Origin of the sequence: Streptococcus cristatus (assembly GCF_001588905.1) — a bacterium.
Classification (GTDB): Bacteria; Bacillota; Bacilli; order Lactobacillales; family Streptococcaceae; genus Streptococcus; species Streptococcus cristatus_N.
In genome coordinates, this window is record NZ_LAWH01000002.1 from 34,435 (window position 1) to 51,898 (window position 17,464).

The window sequence follows — 17,464 nt, forward strand, 5'->3', positions numbered from 1 at the left end:
AAAAAGAGGTTTTGCAACCTCTTTTATTTTGCACTTTTTGAAAAGTATAAGACCAAGTCGTCGTTATTCTCGCACGAAACATAGGGCGTGAGTGGCTGATTTTGAAACCAAACTCCTGACCCATCTGGCATATAACCGCGACCTGCATATAGTCGTTGTGCTGGACCATAGCCTTTATGCAGGCCAACTCCCAAGCTAACCACATCTGAATAATGCTGCGCTGCTTGCTCAGCTTTGTCCAATAAAGCTGTCCCAATTCCTCGCTTTTGGAAACTTTCAAAAACATTAAAATCCGTTAACTCAGGATAAAGACCAGCAAAAGGCCCATGCTTTGCCAATGGGATGACTGTAATGTAGCCAGCCAAAAATTCCCCAACAACCGCCACCAAAACTTGGCGCTCACCCTCCTCTTGCTCCAGAAAGTAGTTTTTTAAAATCTCTCTCCGACCAGGCCAGCCTTGCTGGATAAAAGCATTCGATAAGCCTTCAATATCCTCAAAAAGCATCTTTCTGATGGCTAGTTCTTCTGTCATGGCAAACCTCCCATATCTCGATAGTTGCTCCTATTATAGCACTGTCCCTTCCTATCATCAAGACAGCAAAAATCCCTGCTAGAAGCAGGGATTCATATTAGTCTTCATTTACGAAAGGCATCAAAGCCATTACGCGAGCGCGTTTGATAGCTGTTGTTACTTTACGTTGGTTTTTAGCTGAAGTTCCTGTTACACGACGAGGAAGGATTTTCCCACGTTCTGAAACGAAACGGCTAAGAAGCTCAGTATCTTTGTAATCAACATATTCAATCTTGTTTGCTGCGATGTAATCAACTTTTTTACGGCGTTTGAATCCGCCACGACGTTGTTGAGCCATGTTATTCTCCTTTATATTATAGTTCTAGTTTTGTCCATTATTAGAATGGTAAATCATCGTCTGAGATATCCATTGGATTTGAATTTCCAAAAGGGCTTTCTTCACGAGAAAAGTTCGGTACTTGGTTGAATGAGTCAGCATTACCATAGCTTGGTGCAGAATTTCCACCGAAGCCACCGCCACCAAAGCCACCTGAAGGTTGCCCTTCACGGCTTGCACGACTTTCCAGAAGCTGGAAGTTGTCTGCAACGACTTCTGTGACATAGACACGCTGGCCTTGCTGATTGTCATAGTTACGAGTCTGAATGCGACCAGTAATTCCGATTAGAGCGCCTTTTTTGGCCCAATTAGCAAGATTTTCTGCCTGCTGACGCCAGATAACAACATTGATAAAGTCCGCTTCACGCTCACCACTTTGATTTTTAAAGTTGCGATTAACAGCCAGAGTAAAGGTTGCGACCGCTTGGTTTTGCGGTGTATAGCGAAGTTCAGCATCACGGGTCATACGTCCCACAAGTACAACGTTATTAATCATAATTTACCTTCTTAAGCGTCAAGTTTGACGATCATGTGACGAAGAATGTCAGCGTTGATTTTTGAAAGACGGTCAAACTCTTTAAGAGCTGCATCGTCGTTTGCTTCAACGTTAACGATGTGGTAAAGTCCTTCACGGAAATCTTGGATTTCGTATGCAAGACGACGTTTTTCCCAGTCTTTTGATTCAACAACAGTTGCACCGTTGTCAGTCAAGATAGAGTCAAAGCGTGCTACCAAAGCGTTTTTAGCTTCTTCTTCAATGTTTGGACGAATAATATAAAGAATTTCGTATTTTGCCATTGATATGTTCCTCCTTTTGGTCTAATGACCCCAAGTCGCTGCAAGGGGTAAGTGAGGTTCACTCACAAATAATAATTATACTAGATTTTCCAACAAATAGCAAGAATAATTTTCGCTTTTCCTTGAATGATTTGCTAAAGCATTTTATCAACTAGACAAAGCACATAAGCTGGTGATTTATTGCACCTGCTCGGCTCCTTCTTTTAATCGACCATAGAGCAGATAGGGGACGGATGTTAATTCTTGAAGGTTGCGACAGGATAGGGCACACATCAGCAGCCGTAAATCTTCTTTCCAGCCATTTACAATAGCAATGACCTCTTCGACTGAGTGTTTTTCGACCAAGTCTAACATAGTCCGAGAAAGGCCGACTGCTTTAGCACCAAGGACCAAGGCTTTAACCATGTCTAGAGGATGGCGAATGCCACCGCTTGCCAGCAACTCCACCTTGTCCACCCAGTCTTGCGCTGCCAGTAAGGCTTGAGCTGTGGTCTGTCCCCAACCGTTAAGATAGTCTCGCTGACCGCTCCGCCGATTTTCAATATAGGCAAAGCTCGTTCCACCACGACCAGAAATATCAAAGGTTGAAATCCCTAGTGCCTGAGCTTCCTCAATCGTTTTCCAATCCATGCCAAAGCCTACTTCCTTGAGGACAAGGGGGACTGGAAAATCTTTTCCATAGGCTTCCAGATGCTGCTTCCAAGTTCTGAAAGTCCGCTCTCCCTCAGGCATTAGCAATTCTTGCATGACATTGACATGTAGCTGGAGAAACAAAGGTTTCAAATCCGACACCGCCTGCAAGCCTGCTGCTACTGGTTTGTCAAGTCCGATATTGCTGGCCAAGAGTAGATTAGGCTTATCCTTTGCCACAGCATAAGAATCATCATCTGGATTTTTCAGAGCAGCACTGTAGGAACCTGTCACAAAGAGGATGCCGCAGGCTTCGGCTACTTTAGCTAGTTTTTCATTGATTTCTCGCCCTTTTGGACTTCCACCTGTCATGGCATTGATATAAAAGGGAAAATCCCAGCCACGTCCAGCGAAATGAGTGGATAAGTCAATCTCGTCCAAATCATAGGTTGGCAAAGAACGATGGATCAATTCTATATCATCAAAGCTATTGTAGCCAAGGGGCTGTTCTAGGGCGTAGTTGATATGATCATCTTTACGACTTTGGCTCATGAGCACCTATCCTTTCTTGGTAGAGCAATTCCAGACCAGCTTCTTGCCAGCGTTGGATCAAGGTTTGGCTATCTTCGGTAGCAAAAGACAAAGCGAAACCACAGTCTCCACCGCCAGCCCCACTGCTTTTAGCGACACAATCTAAGCCCTGACTCGCCTCTCTTAAGTCCTGTAATTTCTCCGTGTAAATCAGCGGACTGAGCCTGTCTAATAACTGACTGACAGTCAATAAACTATTTTTTACAGCTGTCTTATCAGCCGACAAAAAAGCTTCTTTCAGACCGTCCACCTGAAGCTGGGTTTGAGTCAAGAAGTCCTCGTTTAAACTCGACTTAACCTGCTTGACAAGGTCACTCGAAATAGCCGGTTCTCTCGTCCAACCAACTAAGAAATCACAGCCCAAACTAGGCTGAATTGGTTTGATTTCATAGCCCCAATCTTGCTCTAGAATTTCTAACAGATTTGTTTCGACCAATCGCTGGCGGATTGTCATCCGATCAAAAGAACGATAATAAACCAGTTGTTCATAAGCAATGCAGGCCAAATCACCCATGGAGCCATTATCCCCCCGCTTGAGAAGCACTGCTGAAGCTAGTCTAAAAAGGAGGTCAGAGCTTAGTTCCAGTTGATAAAAGGCAGCCATCGCCTTGATCGTCAGGACAACAACGCTTCCGCTAGAACCCAGCCCAAACTTTCGCCCGTCTTTCTCCATTTTTCCCCTGATAGTCAAAGCAAAAGGGCGCGATGGATGTTGCAGCAAGCTGAGATAGTCGTTCATCAGCTGAATGGTCTCCTGAATCAAGGCATAATCCGCATCTGGTGCTAGACTGGCTTTATGGCTAAAAAGATCCGAATCCAGCTCATAGCTGTCCGCCGCCTCAATCTCTGCCCGCATATAGATGGAAATATTCTTAATCAAAGCCGCATGACCAGGACTTAGGACAGCATATTCCCCGGCTAGATAGAGCTTTCCGCAGGTCTGGACTTGCATCTTAGTTTCCATCAGGCAATTCCTTCGTTTTGGAGACAATCAAACGGTACTGATTCTCAAAGAGGGGCACCAAGTCTTCCAAGTCCTCTTCAAGGCAGAGAACCTTGACATTAGGACCAGCGTCCATCGTGAAATAGCAAGGATGCCCCTGGCCTCGGAGCTGGCGAACAAAGTCCATTGCAGCATAGCTTTCCACCGTCAGATAAGTAAATGGAGGCGTAGCTGTCTCGGTCGTTGCATGCATCCGCAGGGCATTCTCCTCGGTCAACAGCCCAACTTTCTCAAAATCATTATCCTTTAGGTAGACCAGCATATCCTGATAGTCCTGAGCTGACTGGTCAATCCAAGCCTGAAAATTTTTGGACGTTTCGGCACAGAGCTGCATGCCAAGTCGACTAGAAATCGGCTTTTTCTCATCATGAAGCACCAACATAATCATAGCTAGCTTAAGATCGGTTTGCACAGGATAAATCGCTCCGCTATCCTTGTCCCATGCTGCCAAAGGACCAAAGAAGGAGCGGGCTGACGAACCTGAAGCAAACTTGGCCAACTGAGCCAGCTCCTCAGTATTGTAATGAGTTTCAAAATAAGCATCACAAGCCTTGACCAGAGCAGATAAACCGCTGGAACTAGAGGATAAACCTGCTGCTGTCGGCATATTGTTACTGGTATCAATCCGCACCCAGTCACTTGGCTCCGTGCGAAAGCGATCAATAATCTGACTGACCTTTGCATGTTCTTCTGGGCTTTGCAATTGCCCATCGATATAAAATTCATCGCCAGCAGCCTCAGCCGAAAGCGGACTTAACTGGGTTTGGGTGTACATATTCTCTAAAGTTAAGGAAATACTGCTGGTAGCAGGAATCATCCGCTCGGCATCCGCCTTACCCCAATACTTGATAATAGCAATATTGGCGTAAGACTTGACACTTACAGGCTTTCTATCCATATATTGCTGGCTCCTTTCTCTCTCAGGAGGCGGGCTAGGACTTCCGCCTCTTTCTTTTCTTTTATTAGCACAATCACGCAGCCGCCTAGGCCACCGCCGCTCATTTTGGCTCCGAGAGCTCCATTTTCAAGTGCTAGCTCGACCAAGTCATCAGATAGCTGGCAGGAAACTCCCAACTGGGCTAGTTTGCCGTGAGCCTTGGTCATGGCCTGTCCCATGGTTAGCAAATCCTTTAGATGGATCGCCTTCTCAACGATTTTTGTCAGATTTCCCAGCTCCTGTAAGAGGGGCAGAGCCTCCTGACCCAAGCTTTCCACCTTTTTGATGGCTTCCCGCGTGTGTCCGTGAATACCCGTATCCGCAATCAGCAGATGAGCGCCCAAATCTAACTCAATCTCTGAAAATCCGACATTGCGGATAAATTTGATGGCTACATCACTAAGACAGGTCTTGGCATCCAGACCGCTTGGATTCATATGGGCAATCATCTCTGCTCGATTGGCCAGAATTTCCAGTGTCTCATGATCTAAGGCTTCTTCGAAGTAGTCAAAAACTGCACGAATGGCTGCAATACTGACAGCCGCAGACGAACCCATGCCCCGCTTTTCTGGCACCATGGAATTCACCTGGCAACGAATCTGAGCACCTTGCTTCCCCAAGTGCTCCAGACAGGCAAAAACAGCCATGGACAAGGTATCTTCCTCATAGAGAGTCCAAGGCTTCTCAGAAGGAAATACCTGACAAGTCACTTCGATATTATTGAGAGGCAAAGCCAAGGCTGGATAGCCATAGACCACCGAATGCTCCCCCATCAGAATAATCTTGCTATGTGCCTTGCCGACACCCTTCTCTTTTGTCATATTTTCTCTCTATTTCTTCCTTCTATCTTCTATATTTTAATATACTTTTGGAAAAAAAGCGATCTTTTCCCATCTTAACTGACAAAGTCACGTCAAGCAGTCAAAAACTCCAAGCAAGTGCCGGAGTTCTATCCTATTTCAACATCAGCGACTGACCTTTAACTTCGGTAAGGAGGATGCTACCACTCTTTCCTTATTAAATCCATCAGTTCATTGCGGTCTAAAATCCACTGGGCACGCTCATCCTTTTCATAGGTGCGATTGGACAGAAAGATTGCAGCTTTCTGGTCTGCTCGATTATACATGATAAAAGTCCCTGTATAGCCAGTATGATCCAGCCATTCCCCTTCCAAATTCCAAGCTAGACTGCGTGTCTTGCCCGGCTCTAGAGCAAAGTTTTGGCTCAATTTCTCTGCAAACTCATCCTGCAAATAATGCTCTAAAAAAATCTGCAAATCCTCAAGCCTTGAAAAAAGCCCTGCACTACCGGCATGATGGCCTAATACACGCGCTTTGGGATCATGAACCAGCCCTGCTTCAACACCACGAACAGTCGGCACCGCAGAAGCTACTGGTCCAAAGCTAGTGTCCTGCATCGCCCACGGCTTAAAAATCTTGTCTTCAAATAAGCGGTCCAAAGCTTCCCCGTACAGCTCCTCCAGCATAAAGCCCAGCAGGAGAAAATTAACATCTGTATAATGGAAGGTTTTGTCATCCAGCACCATCAAGCTATTAAGAGCCACCTTTAATTCTTGAGCATCGAGCCTATCTCGATTGGGAATAAAGGGATCGAGCCCAGAGGTATGGGTCAACAGCTGGCGCAGGGTCACCCGATCATCATAAAAGGCAGGATAATATAGTCGCAAAGGAGCATCGATATCCAAGTCACCAGTCTGAAACAAAAATGCTACCAAGGTCCCTACACCAACCACCTTACTAACGCTGGCCAGATCATAAACCAAACCGGCTCGCGTTACTGATTGATTGGCTGGGTCTGCTAAGCCAAGATAAAAACTCTGCCAGTGTCCATCACGATAAAGAGACAAACTAGCCCCAGGATAAAGCCCCGCAGCAAGCTGCTGATTTATCTTTTCTAAAATCCGCTGGGTCATAGTTGCTCAAACCATAGTTCAATATTACTTTGATCTTGGCTGACCAAGAATTTTTTAGATTTAGGTACAAAAAATTCCTGTGTCGCAAAAATCGATGACAATTTTTCCACATCAAAGTCCGTCACCAAACATTTGAGCATAGCCAAATCCCAAGTTTTCGTATTATCAGCCGTCAAATCTTGTCCTTGGGCTTCCTGCACATCTAGGAAATCCAAGACATTGCTCACTGGCTGATAGAAAGCCTTGACAACCTGTAAATCTGGGACACGAAGCTCAATCTTTTCCACATCAAATTGACTCAAGCCGATAAAATCGTCCTGCCCTTCAAATGCAGGAGTTTCTTGGACTGGTTGTAAGCTACTCAGATTCTCTTCCGCATGGAGTAAGATATGATCACCTTCCGGGGAAGTCGCTTCAAATGCATAACCTTTTTCCCCACGATATAAACTGTCAACTTCAATCCCTCGAGCCAACAAAGCCTCAATTTCTGACGCTTGTGCCACCTTGATCACTAAGCGAGCCAATTTCTTTGCCCCTTTTACTCGACGAGAGCGCATGCTTGGAGATTCTTCTAAGATCAATCTTTCTGTTTTGGTTTGATCGCCCAAAGACAACTGGGCTCCTTCTTCTAATAGGGATTTCATCCCTAGCGTTTTGCTATAGAAATCTTGATTTAGGTTCCGATTATTTACTTTTATTACTGGAACAATTCTTGCAACATGATTCACACTCATAACTTCCTCCAAACTATTTTATTGTAATAAATTTTCATTTTTTTGACAAGAAATTATGCGCAAACCAACAATTTTCAGAACATTTCCACTATCCTAATCTAACAGACCAAAAATATAAAGCAAATCGCATTTTTCTACTAGTCAGAAACCAACAAAAAAAGACCGAGATTTCTCTCAGTCTTTTGATAAATATTATCCGTAAATCGCTTTAAACAAAGCTACTGCTGCAATACCAGCCGCAATTGGTGCCACAACCGGTACCCAAGAATACCACCATTTTGAATCACCCTTGTGTTCACCAAGGATTGATTTTGGCAAGATAAAGTGCAAGATACGAGGTCCGAGGTCACGGGCTGGGTTAAGACCTGGTCCAGTAGGACCTCCAAGTGAAGTTACCAAAGCCATGACAAGGAAACCAAGCGCCAAGTGAGCGACAGCAGATGAACCATTTGTTGCTTGTGCAAATGTATTGTGAATAAGACTTTGAACATCTGATTCTGCTACTTTTTGGCCTGCTTGAGCTGCTTGAAGAGCTTGTTGTTGTACATTCTTCTCGATAAGAACCTTCAATTCCGCACCGAAGTGAAGTTTAGTCATGCCCATCGCTGCAAAGAAAAGAACAAAGGAACCAACAAACTCATTGATAAAGCCATTAATTGTTGCTGCTTTACGAGATTCAGGTGTTCCGTGATCTAGACTTGAAATGGTTGAGAAAGTACCCAAGATATTATTTGGATTTTCTGTTTTCAAGTAGTAAGGGCGGTGTGTCGCTACGACCAAAGCCTGTCCGAAGATAGCACCCAAAACTTGAGCAAGAATGTAAGGTGCTACATGTCCCCATGGGAAGTAACCACTAATCGCAAGTGCTAAAGTGAAGGCAGGGTTGATGTGGTTACCTGAGGTATTTCCAAACATCAAAGCTGGAATCATAACCCCCATACCGTAACCAACAGCAATGACCAACCAGCCACTTTGATGACCTTTAGTTCCTTTTAATTCAACATTGGCAACAGCACCATTCCCCAAAATAATAAGGATAGCTGTTCCTAAAAATTCCGTGGCATATTTAATAGCCCAACTGAAATCCATCTAATTTCTCCTTTAAAATTTTTTAGACAATCTATATTTTATCAAGTATAATGGATAATGTAAAGGTCATTTTAAATAAAAACCAGAAAAAGAGGGAAAAATATGCGATTCAATCAGTATAGTTATAGCAAGACAAATCCAGACACTATGCGCCAAGAATTAGCCGAGTTGGGCTTCATCTATGAGCCGCACCTTTCTGACAAATACAATCTCCAAAACTTTCTACGACGCTGTTTCTTTCTCTATCAGGATACCGACTACTTGCTTCGAGCTTGGGCAGCTGATAGCGAAACTGACCTGTTGACCTTCTTCAAGTCAGACCGCGAACTGACAGCTGAGACCTTCTATATGACTGCCTTTCAGCTCTTGGACTTTGTACCTTTTGTTGATTTCACCGATCTTGAGAAATTCCGTACAGAAAGCAACTTCCCTATCGTTTACGGCGATCTGCTAGAAAACCTCTATCAGTTGCTCAACACTCGAACAAAAAACGGCAATCTGCTGGTTGATAAGCTAGTCAGCGAGGGTTTGATTCCTGAGGACAATACCCACCACTACTTCAACGGCAAGAGCTTGGCAACCTTTTCCAGCCACGATGCCATCCGTGAGGTGGTTTATGTGGAAAGCCGAGTTGATACTGATGTAGACGGCCTGCCAGATTTAGTAAAGGTTAGCATTATCCGTCCTCGCTACCAAGGGCAAATCCCCGCCGTCATGACCGCTTCTCCTTATCATCAGGGAACCAACGACCCTGCCAGCGACAAGGCTCTCCACAATATGAATGTGGACCTAGCAAGGAAAGAACCTCATCACATCACAGTACAAGATCCCGAGCTTAAATTGCTCCAGTTGAATTCGCCAGCTCCAGCTCAAGAAGTCTCTGAAGCTGAGGAAAAATTAGGTCATATCGGCACCTACACGCTCAACGACTACTTGCTACCCCGCGGTTTTGCCAATCTCTATGTGTCTGGCGTGGGAACCAAAGATTCTCAAGGCCTGATGACCAGCGGTGACTACCAGCAGATTGAGGCCTATAAGAACGTTATTGACTGGCTCAACGGCCGCTGCCGAGCCTTCACCGACCACACTCGCCAACGGGAAATCAAGGCTACTTGGTCCAACGGAAAAGTCGCTACGACCGGCATCTCCTATCTGGGCACCATGTCCAACGGACTGGCTACGACTGGCGTAGATGGGTTGGAAGTCATTATCGCAGAAGCTGGGATTTCTTCTTGGTACAACTACTACCGCGAAAATGGCCTCGTCACAAGTCCCGGAGGTTACCCAGGAGAGGACTTTGAATCCCTGACCGAACTGACCTACTCCCGCAACCTGAGGGCTGGTGACTACCTGCGTCATAATGATGCTTATCAGCAAAGCCTGGAGCAACAGCGCAAAGACCTAGACAGGCAAACTGGAGATTACAATCAATTTTGGCATGACCGCAACTATCTGCTTCATACAGATAAGGTCAAGGCCGAAGTCGTCTTCACACATGGTTCTCAGGACTGGAATGTCAAGCCCCTCCATGTTTATAATATGTTCCGAGCTCTGCCAGCTTACATCAAAAAGCACCTCTTTTTCCATAACGGTGCCCATGTTTACATGAACAACTGGCAGTCCATCGACTTCCGCGAAGCCATGAATGCCCTCCTCAGCAAGAAACTGCTAGGCCATGCCTCAGACTTCGAACTGCCGCAAGTCATCTGGCAGGACAACAGCCAAGCTCAAAATTGGCTAACTCTGGAAGACTTTGGTGGACAAAAAAACTACGCTCATTTCCATCTAGGTAAAGGCTTTCAAGAGATTCAAAACCAATATTCAGAAGAAGATTACAATCGTTTTGCTAAAAACTACCAAAGCTTTAAAAACGAACTCTTTGACGGCAAGGTCAACCAGATTACTCTGGATTGGACTTTGGAAGACGACCTCTTCCTCAACGGAGCCACCCAGCTCAAACTGCGCCTCAAATCCAGCACGGACAAGGGGCTGATTTCCGCCCAGCTACTGGACTTTGGACCAGCTAAGCGCCTCACACCAATTCCTACGCCTATTGAACCTAGAGTCATGGACAACGGCCGCTACTATATGCTGGACAATCTAGTTGAGTTGCCTTTTGCTGAAACGCCACACCGTGTCATCACCAAAGGATTCCTCAACCTGCAAAATCGGACAGATTTGCTGACGGTAGAAGAAGTCACTCCTGACCAATGGATGGAATGTAGCTTTGAACTGCAACCAACTATCTACAAGATGAAAAAAGGCGACCAACTGCGCCTCGTCCTCTACACCACTGACTTTGAGCACACCGTCCGTGATAAGACAGACTATGAGCTGACGGTAGATCTAGAGCAATCTAGTATAGACTTGCCAACCATGGCATCACTTTCATAAAACCTAAAAGACGCTGAAATTCAGCGCCTTTTTCTTTTATTGTAGATTGAAATATTTTTCTGCATATTTTTTATAATCTGGCTTTTCCTTGCGGTTCATAGCAAAGAGCATACTGCCTGTGAGATAATCATCGTCTGAATCAGGAATTAGCATAATAGCAACATTTTTATCTTTCTCAGGAAAGACGATAGAAAATAATTTGCCATTATCTTTCCGAGTCAGGCCATAATAACTCACCCCATTTTTAAAACCAACAGCATTTTGAGTATATTTATACTCTTCTTCGTTGATAATGATGGTTTTCTCCTTTATTTCAATGGTTGTTTGTTCTCCTCTAACATCCTGAACATTCCATTTCCCCTGAATTTTAGGGCTACCACTACAGCCGATTAGGATGAAGAGGGATGAGAGCACTACCAACAGCAAAGCTTTTATCTTCTTATTTTTCAAGTTATCTTCTCCTTGGGATATAGATTCATGACCATTCTACTATAAACGCTAAATCTTTGTCAAACCTTCTAGAAATGTTCTTCTTGCCACTTTTCCAAAAAATGATATAATTGAAGAGTGAAGATTACTAAGGGGCTCAGCCCTTGCGAGAGAAAGGAAAGAAAATCTTATGATGAATATGCAAAACATGATGAAGCAGGCCCAAAAACTTAAAAAAGAAATGGACATTGCTCAAGCAGAATTAGCCGCAACTGAATTTGTTGGAAAATCTAGCCAAGATTTAGTTGTAGCAACTCTTACTGGTGATAAAAAGGTTGTCAAAATTGACTTTCAACCTGCTATCGTAGACCCAGAAGATACAGAAACTCTGTCTGATTTGACTAGCCAAGCTATCAATGCTGCTATCGATCAAATCAACGAAGTAGCTAAACAAAAACTCAGCGCTTTCCAAAGTGGACTTTCTTTCTAATTCTGTTAAGTCATTTTAAAAATCAACTCCCAAAAGATGAACTGCTCATCCTTTTGGGAGTTTTTTTGCGCAAAAAATTGGAGAAAAGATCTAAGCATTTTCTCCAATATACATCTTCTTAATGTCTAAAATGTCTCACGCCTGTGAAGACCATGGTCAAACCATATTTGTCCGCTGCTTCGATAGATTCTTGGTCACGGACAGAGCCACCCGGCTGGATGATGGCCTTGATACCTGCTTTGGCAATTTCTTCCACGTTATCGGCAAATGGGAAGAAGGCATCAGAAGCAAGAACAGCGCCGTCAAGGCGGTCTTTGGCTTGTTCAATGGCAATACGAACAGAGGCCACACGGTTGGTTTGACCCGGTCCAACACCAAGTGTCATGTGGTCGTTGGTCACAATGATACCGTTTGATTTCACGTACTTGATGGCTTTCCAAGCGAACTCAAGGGCAGTCGCCTCTGTCTCGGTTGGTTGACGTTTGGTCACCACTTGCCAGTCAGCTGGGCTCTCTTTGACCACGTCTTGGTTTTGCACGAGAAGTCCACCAACCACGCCTGTGTATTCTGCCTCTACTTCACTAGCATCTTGAGCATCAAATGGCAAGGCAAGGATACGCAAGTTTTTCTTTTTGTTGGTCAAAATGGCTAGCGCTTCATCTGTATAGCTCGGTGCGATGATGATTTCAAGGAAAACGCCGTGCATCTTCTCAGCTGTCGCAGTGTCCACCTCACGGTTAAGGACGACAATTCCACCAAAGATAGACACCGGGTCAGACTCATAAGCATAGTCCCAAGCAGTCTCGATGTCATCTGCTTGACCGATTCCACACGGGTTCATGTGTTTCAAAGCCACAACGGTTGGACGGTCTTTGAAGTCACGGATGATACGGATAGCGGCATCCGCATCGCGGATATTGTTGAAGGACAATTCCTTACCGTTGAGCTGTTTCGCTGATGCAATTGAGTAGTCAGTCGGCAAAGCTTTTTGATAGAAATCCGCATCCTGTTGAGGATTTTCCCCATAACGCATAGCTTGTTTGAGGTCATAAGTCAAGGTCAGTTTTTCTGGCTTGCTTTCTCCGACTTGAGCTGTGAAATACTCTGCAATCAAGGCGTCATAAGCTGCTGTGTGACGGAAAACCTTGGCTGCCAAACGTTGGCGAGTTTCATAACTTGTTTCGCCGTTTGCTGACAATTCGTCAAGCACCACAGCATAGTCAGCAGGATCTACCACAACCGTAACGCTAGCATGATTTTTAGCTGCTGAACGAAGCATAGATGGCCCGCCGATATCGATGTTTTCAACTGCATCAGCGTACGTCACATCTGGTTTGAGAATCGTTTCCTTGAAAGGATAGAGGTTGACCACCACAAGGTCGATGAGCTCAATCTTATTGTTCTTGGCTGCTTCTAGGTGACTATCCAAGTCACGACGAGCAAGGAGCCCACCATGGATATTTGGATGGAGGGTCTTGACGCGACCGTCCATCATTTCTGGAAAACCAGTCACATCATCGATTGCAATGGTCTCCACTCCAGCATTATCAAGGGCAACCTTTGTCCCACCTGTTGAGATAATATCCCAAGCAAGTTTTTTGAGTTCTTGGGCAAATTCAACAATGCCCGCTTTGTCTGAGACGCTAATTAAGGCGCGTTTAATCATGTTATTTCCTTTCATTGTATCAAGAAGTGCTTTCACATCATTTAAACCAAAGACTGGCGATCATAGTCTGTAAGCTGATCTCCAAGTCCTTGCAACAATTTCCTAACCTCCAGCTTACTTGTTTCACTTTCATAAATACTTCGCAGTTCGGCGTCTGTTGCACCAATTAAGGTTACAAATTCCACTTTTCCATGTGGAGTATCTAGAGGCTTAGCTAAATCATCAGCAGCAGTCAAGAATCCTGTCAAATTAGATTTCTGTTGGGCATCAATTCCTACCGTTTGCTTGGTATAGATGTATTCTTCTGGCAAAACCACTTTACCCGTTTTAAAAATATATCTTGCCACATACTGTAGCAAACCACAGCCATTTTTAATTTCTTCTTCGTCATTATTTGATTTCTTTAACTTAAAGGTTAATTCAATCCCATAACCACTGTATTCAAGATCTTCGCTTTCTTTGGTATATAATTCTGATAAACCATAACTCACAAAATGCCAAAAATCTCCTGCATCGTAAACACTGATGCCATCAAGTGGATCTGGACCGCCTAGCATATACTTGATAACTGTTCCATAATGAAGAGGACTGGGCTGATCAGGGTATAAACGATTAAATTCTGCATCAATCGCTTCCCATCCTGGAACGCTATCATCTGTATTTTCAACTTTAATAACAATCTTGTCCTTATCTTTAGTCGGCGTCTCTTCGCTAGAAGGTTTTTTCTTAAAAAAATCAAACAAACCCATAAATTTCTCCTTAGCAGATGACTTTTAATCCTTGCCGCAAAATCGTCTATGATTTCCTTCTTATTTTCGTGCAACTCCCAAACTATCTAACACCTCTGTATACAACTTGTACTCCGCTTCATGAATCCGGGCTTCAAAACTATCAATCGTATCATCAGCCAGCCGTGGCACACGGACTTGTTTGATAATCTTGCCTGTATCCACACCCGAGTCCACCCAGTGAATGGTAACACCAGACTGCTCAACACCTGCATTCCAAGCATCCTCAATGCCATGAGCTCCTGGAAACTCTGGCAAATAGGCAGGATGAATGTTGATGATTCGACCTTCATAAGCTGCCAGTAAGCTAGGCCCAACAATTTTCATGTAGCCTGCTAGGCAAACCAAGTCAATCTGGTGCTCTTCCAAAAGCTCAACAAGAGCTGCTTCATAGTCTGCCTTGCTCTCAAACTCCTTGAGTTCAAAAGCATAGGACAGGACGCCGAGCTTTTCTGCCCGCTCCAGCACATAGGCGTCACGATGGTCTGAAAAGACAAACTCCACCGGAAATTCTTCGGCAATCACCTGAAAGTTTGAGCCATTACCAGAGGCAAAAACCGCTATTTTGTTCATTTGATGATGACACTTTCGTTTTCTTTCTTGACGATGCGACCGATTTCATAGACTGGTTCATTCAGCAATTCCTTAACTCGACCTACATTTTCAGGGCTAACTGCCAGCATGAGTCCCACACCCATATTGAAGATTTCAAACATTTCTTCATGCCTGATTTCACCGTATTTTTCAAGGGCTTTGAAGATTGGTAAGACTGGAACCTTGCTTTCCTCAATCTCAGCAGCCAAGTCAGCTGCAAACATACGAGGGACATTTTCAATAAAACCACCACCTGTGATGTGGGCAATCCCATGAACCAAACCTTCCTTGATGAGTGGCAAGACAGCCTTGACATAGATACGAGTTGGCTCCAGAAGGACTTCCTTGAGTTTCTTACCTTCCAATTCTGGCAAAACTTCCTCACCTGTGTAGTCGGCAAAGACACGACGGACGAGTGAGTAACCATTTGAGTGGATACCACTTGAGGCAAGTCCGAGAAGAACATCGCCTTCTGCCACTTTTGAACCGTCAATGATTTGAGATTTTTCAGCCACACCGACTGCAAAACCAGCCAAATCGTAGTCATCTTCGCCATACATACCAGGCATTTCAGCCGTTTCCCCACCGATGAGGGCAGCGCCTGCCTTCACACAACCTTCTGCCACACCAGCAACGACTTGTTCTAGTTTAGCTGGTTCATTCTTGCCAGTCGCGACGTAGTCAAGGAAGTAAAGAGGCTCCGCACCTGCAGCGATGATGTCATTAACACACATGGCCACACAGTCCTGCCCGATGGTATCGTGCTTGTCATACTTGATTGCCAGCATGAGCTTGGTTCCGACACCATCAGTCCCTGAGATCAAGACCGGCTCTTTGACACCTGTTTTTGAGAGGTCAAACATGCCACCGAAACCACCAAGAGCTCCCATGACACCCGCACGCTCCGTGCGAGCCACGTGCTTTTTGATCCGCTCAACAACTTCATAACCCGCTTCAACATCTACACCAGATTGCGCATAAGCATTTTTATTTGTCATCTTCTCTTCCTTTCCTTTCATGGAGAGTCTTTATCCGTCTATTTGTAAAAACTGGTCTTATCCCCCAAACTTCTACGATAGTCTTCCTCATAGTCGTAGAGAGGAGTTGGGTAGTCGCCGTCAAAGTAAGCGACACAGAGGCCACCGTTCGGCGCATCTGTTTCAATCCCGATAGAATTAATCAAGCCATCAATTGAAAGATAGGTCAGGCTATCTGCACCAATAATTTGGCATGTTTCTTCGACCGTATGATTGGCAGCAATCAGCTCCTGACGCGTCTGGATATCAATACCGTAGAAGCATGGATAAGCTAGCGCAGGACTGCCAATAGCAACGTGAACCTCGGACGCACCTGCTTCTTTCAAAAGCTGAACGATACGGCGAGAGGTCGTCCCGCGAACAATGGAATCATCAATCATGACCACACGTTTGCCTTTGACAACACCCGAAACAGCAGACAATTTCATCCGCACCCCTTGCTCCCGCAATTCTTGAGTCGGTTGGATAAAGGTACGTTGGGTGTATTGATTCTTGATGAGACCCATTTCATTTGGCAGACCAGATTCTTCTGCAAAGCCCATGGCTGCGCTGAGTGAGGAGTTGGGCACACCAACCACGATATCTGCTTCATGCTTGAATTCACGCGCCAATTGAGCCCCCATACGTTTGCGAGCTGTATGGACGTTGACACCATGGATATTAGAGTCAGGACGGGCAAAATATATATACTCCATAGAGCAAATCGCCAACTGTGTATCATCTGTATAGCTATCATACTGGATGCCCTTATCATCAATGACCACAATCTCTCCAGGCTTCAAATCTCGAATCCACTCAGCACCAATAACTTCAAAAGCACAGGTTTCGGAGGAAACCACCACCGCTCCGTTGGTCATTTTCCCAATAGAAAGCGGACGGAAACCATTAGGGTCAAGGGCCGCAATCAACTTATCCTCAAACAGTAAGATATAAGCAAAGCCACCTTTGACAAGACTGAGCGCCTCCTTGATTTTGCCCATCAAGTTTGGATTGTGACTCCGACGAATCAAATGAGCCAAGATTTCAGAATCAGAGGTTGAGCTGAAAATAGCGCCTCTTTGTTCCAATTCTTTTTTGAGCGATTCAGCGTTGGTCAGATTTCCATTATGGGCCAAACCAAACTGCATATCATGAAAGCGAAAAATGAAAGGCTGTATATTATCTACAGAAGCTTCTCCTGCGGTCGCATAACGCACATGACCGATGGCAGCAGTTCCTGTCAGTTTGTCCAATTTGGTAGGATTTTTGAACACTTCTGATAAAAGCCCCATATCACGATGGCGCTTTAGTTGTCCTTGGTCATTGGAGAGGATTCCTGCACCCTCCTGACCACGGTGCTGAAGACTGTGGAGCCCAAAATAGGTCATTTTAGCAGCATCTGGATGCCCCCAGATACCGAAAACACCGCATTCTTCATTAAGAGATTTTACTTCGTATGTCAT

The 17,464-nt window shown here is 44.8% G+C and carries 19 protein-coding genes; 2 read left to right on the top strand and 17 right to left on the bottom strand.

All coding sequences use genetic code 11. From position 1 onward, the window contains the following. Positions 1–23: 23 nt before the first annotated feature. The 11 genes from A0765_RS00315 to gla form a co-directional block, all read right to left on the bottom strand. The gene (locus A0765_RS00315; protein WP_062003979.1) at positions 24–533 is read right to left on the bottom strand and encodes a GNAT family N-acetyltransferase; all 510 of its coding nucleotides are present in this window, start codon (positions 531–533) and stop codon (positions 24–26) included. Between the two features lie 97 nt (positions 534–630). After that, positions 631–870 (bottom strand): 30S ribosomal protein S18, encoded by a 240-nt coding sequence (gene rpsR, locus A0765_RS00320; RefSeq protein ID WP_000068664.1) that lies wholly within the window; start codon positions 868–870, stop codon positions 631–633. 40 nt (positions 871–910) lie between these two features. After that, positions 911–1,405, bottom strand: coding sequence for a single-stranded DNA-binding protein (locus A0765_RS00325; protein ID WP_062003981.1), 495 nt, complete (start codon positions 1,403–1,405; stop codon positions 911–913). Between the two features lie 11 nt (positions 1,406–1,416). Then, complete coding sequence (gene rpsF, locus A0765_RS00330; protein WP_002896497.1) at positions 1,417–1,707, bottom strand: 30S ribosomal protein S6; 291 nt, start codon at positions 1,705–1,707, stop codon at positions 1,417–1,419. Between the two features lie 177 nt (positions 1,708–1,884). Then, positions 1,885–2,889, bottom strand: coding sequence for a type 2 isopentenyl-diphosphate Delta-isomerase (gene fni / locus A0765_RS00335; RefSeq protein ID WP_062003983.1), 1,005 nt, complete (start codon positions 2,887–2,889; stop codon positions 1,885–1,887). Then, positions 2,873–3,892, bottom strand: a complete 1,020-nt coding sequence (locus tag A0765_RS00340) for a phosphomevalonate kinase (protein ID WP_062003986.1) — start codon at positions 3,890–3,892, stop codon at positions 2,873–2,875. The genes fni and A0765_RS00340 overlap by 17 nt, the downstream gene beginning before the upstream one ends. Further along, positions 3,882–4,829 (bottom strand): diphosphomevalonate decarboxylase, encoded by a 948-nt coding sequence (gene mvaD, locus A0765_RS00345; protein ID WP_062003988.1) that lies wholly within the window; start codon positions 4,827–4,829, stop codon positions 3,882–3,884. Before mvaD ends, A0765_RS00340 begins: the two co-directional genes overlap by 11 nt. Next, positions 4,811–5,689, bottom strand: a complete 879-nt coding sequence (gene mvk / locus A0765_RS00350) for a mevalonate kinase (protein WP_062003990.1) — start codon at positions 5,687–5,689, stop codon at positions 4,811–4,813. Before mvk ends, mvaD begins: the two co-directional genes overlap by 19 nt. 179 nt (positions 5,690–5,868) lie before the next feature. After that, complete coding sequence (locus tag A0765_RS00355) at positions 5,869–6,801, bottom strand: serine hydrolase domain-containing protein (protein ID WP_062003991.1); 933 nt, start codon at positions 6,799–6,801, stop codon at positions 5,869–5,871. After that, positions 6,798–7,535: a CppA N-terminal domain-containing protein gene (locus tag A0765_RS00360; protein WP_062003993.1), complete on the bottom strand. Its 738-nt coding sequence runs from the start codon at positions 7,533–7,535 to the stop codon at positions 6,798–6,800. Before A0765_RS00360 ends, A0765_RS00355 begins: the two co-directional genes overlap by 4 nt. Positions 7,536–7,727: 192 nt before the next feature. Further along, positions 7,728–8,624 carry an aquaglyceroporin Gla gene (gene gla / locus A0765_RS00365; protein WP_062003995.1) on the bottom strand — a complete coding sequence of 299 codons (897 nt, stop codon included), beginning with the start codon at positions 8,622–8,624 and terminating at the stop codon, positions 7,728–7,730. Positions 8,625–8,726: 102 nt separating this feature from the next. Between gla and A0765_RS00370 the strand changes: the two genes are divergently transcribed. Next, on the top strand, positions 8,727–11,018 hold the full coding sequence (locus A0765_RS00370; RefSeq protein ID WP_062004005.1) for a Xaa-Pro dipeptidyl-peptidase: 2,292 nt from the start codon (positions 8,727–8,729) through the stop codon (positions 11,016–11,018). A 36-nt stretch (positions 11,019–11,054) separates the two neighbouring features. On the opposite strand, the gene A0765_RS00375 is transcribed toward A0765_RS00370, so the two are convergent. Next, entirely contained in the window at positions 11,055–11,468 is a 414-nt protein-coding gene (locus A0765_RS00375; RefSeq protein WP_062004008.1) for a hypothetical protein, read from the bottom strand. 169 nt (positions 11,469–11,637) lie between these two features. Here A0765_RS00375 and A0765_RS00380 point away from each other — a divergent pair, with 169 nt between their 5' ends. Continuing rightward, entirely contained in the window at positions 11,638–11,937 is a 300-nt protein-coding gene (locus A0765_RS00380) for a YbaB/EbfC family nucleoid-associated protein (RefSeq protein ID WP_045500544.1), read from the top strand. Between the two features lie 118 nt (positions 11,938–12,055). On the opposite strand, the gene purH is transcribed toward A0765_RS00380, so the two are convergent. From purH to purF, 5 genes are read right to left on the bottom strand one after another with little or no spacing between them, the layout of a single operon-like run. After that, positions 12,056–13,603 carry a bifunctional phosphoribosylaminoimidazolecarboxamide formyltransferase/IMP cyclohydrolase gene (gene purH, locus A0765_RS00385; protein WP_062004010.1) on the bottom strand — a complete coding sequence of 516 codons (1,548 nt, stop codon included), beginning with the start codon at positions 13,601–13,603 and terminating at the stop codon, positions 12,056–12,058. A 41-nt stretch (positions 13,604–13,644) separates the two neighbouring features. After that, entirely contained in the window at positions 13,645–14,352 is a 708-nt protein-coding gene (locus A0765_RS00390; protein WP_062004011.1) for a suppressor of fused domain protein, read from the bottom strand. Between the two features lie 60 nt (positions 14,353–14,412). Next, positions 14,413–14,964: a phosphoribosylglycinamide formyltransferase gene (gene purN, locus A0765_RS00395; protein ID WP_062004013.1), complete on the bottom strand. Its 552-nt coding sequence runs from the start codon at positions 14,962–14,964 to the stop codon at positions 14,413–14,415. After that, complete coding sequence (gene purM / locus A0765_RS00400; RefSeq protein ID WP_062004015.1) at positions 14,961–15,983, bottom strand: phosphoribosylformylglycinamidine cyclo-ligase; 1,023 nt, start codon at positions 15,981–15,983, stop codon at positions 14,961–14,963. The genes purN and purM overlap by 4 nt, the downstream gene beginning before the upstream one ends. Positions 15,984–16,021: 38 nt before the next feature. Further along, positions 16,022–17,464: an amidophosphoribosyltransferase gene (gene purF, locus A0765_RS00405; protein WP_062004017.1), complete on the bottom strand. Its 1,443-nt coding sequence runs from the start codon at positions 17,462–17,464 to the stop codon at positions 16,022–16,024.

What these genes read in the sequence shown, in the direction of transcription:
- A0765_RS00315 (WP_062003979.1), bottom strand. Translation starts at nt 533, where the DNA reads ATGACAGAAGAACTAGCCATCAGAAAGATGCTTTTTGAGGATATTGAA.
- rpsR (WP_000068664.1), bottom strand. Translation starts at nt 870, where the DNA reads ATGGCTCAACAACGTCGTGGCGGATTCAAACGCCGTAAAAAAGTTGAT.
- A0765_RS00325 (WP_062003981.1), bottom strand. Translation starts at nt 1,405, where the DNA reads ATGATTAATAACGTTGTACTTGTGGGACGTATGACCCGTGATGCTGAA.
- rpsF (WP_002896497.1), bottom strand. Translation starts at nt 1,707, where the DNA reads ATGGCAAAATACGAAATTCTTTATATTATTCGTCCAAACATTGAAGAA.
- fni (WP_062003983.1), bottom strand. Translation starts at nt 2,889, where the DNA reads ATGAGCCAAAGTCGTAAAGATGATCATATCAACTACGCCCTAGAACAG.
- A0765_RS00340 (WP_062003986.1), bottom strand. Translation starts at nt 3,892, where the DNA reads ATGGAAACTAAGATGCAAGTCCAGACCTGCGGAAAGCTCTATCTAGCC.
- mvaD (WP_062003988.1), bottom strand. Translation starts at nt 4,829, where the DNA reads ATGGATAGAAAGCCTGTAAGTGTCAAGTCTTACGCCAATATTGCTATT.
- mvk (WP_062003990.1), bottom strand. Translation starts at nt 5,689, where the DNA reads ATGACAAAAGAGAAGGGTGTCGGCAAGGCACATAGCAAGATTATTCTG.
- A0765_RS00355 (WP_062003991.1), bottom strand. Translation starts at nt 6,801, where the DNA reads ATGACCCAGCGGATTTTAGAAAAGATAAATCAGCAGCTTGCTGCGGGG.
- A0765_RS00360 (WP_062003993.1), bottom strand. Translation starts at nt 7,535, where the DNA reads ATGAGTGTGAATCATGTTGCAAGAATTGTTCCAGTAATAAAAGTAAAT.
- gla (WP_062003995.1), bottom strand. Translation starts at nt 8,624, where the DNA reads ATGGATTTCAGTTGGGCTATTAAATATGCCACGGAATTTTTAGGAACA.
- A0765_RS00370 (WP_062004005.1), top strand. Translation starts at nt 8,727, where the DNA reads ATGCGATTCAATCAGTATAGTTATAGCAAGACAAATCCAGACACTATG.
- A0765_RS00380 (WP_045500544.1), top strand. Translation starts at nt 11,638, where the DNA reads ATGATGAATATGCAAAACATGATGAAGCAGGCCCAAAAACTTAAAAAA.
- purH (WP_062004010.1), bottom strand. Translation starts at nt 13,603, where the DNA reads ATGATTAAACGCGCCTTAATTAGCGTCTCAGACAAAGCGGGCATTGTT.
- A0765_RS00390 (WP_062004011.1), bottom strand. Translation starts at nt 14,352, where the DNA reads ATGGGTTTGTTTGATTTTTTTAAGAAAAAACCTTCTAGCGAAGAGACG.
- purN (WP_062004013.1), bottom strand. Translation starts at nt 14,964, where the DNA reads ATGAACAAAATAGCGGTTTTTGCCTCTGGTAATGGCTCAAACTTTCAG.
- purM (WP_062004015.1), bottom strand. Translation starts at nt 15,983, where the DNA reads ATGACAAATAAAAATGCTTATGCGCAATCTGGTGTAGATGTTGAAGCG.
- purF (WP_062004017.1), bottom strand. Translation starts at nt 17,464, where the DNA reads ATGACATACGAAGTAAAATCTCTTAATGAAGAATGCGGTGTTTTCGGT.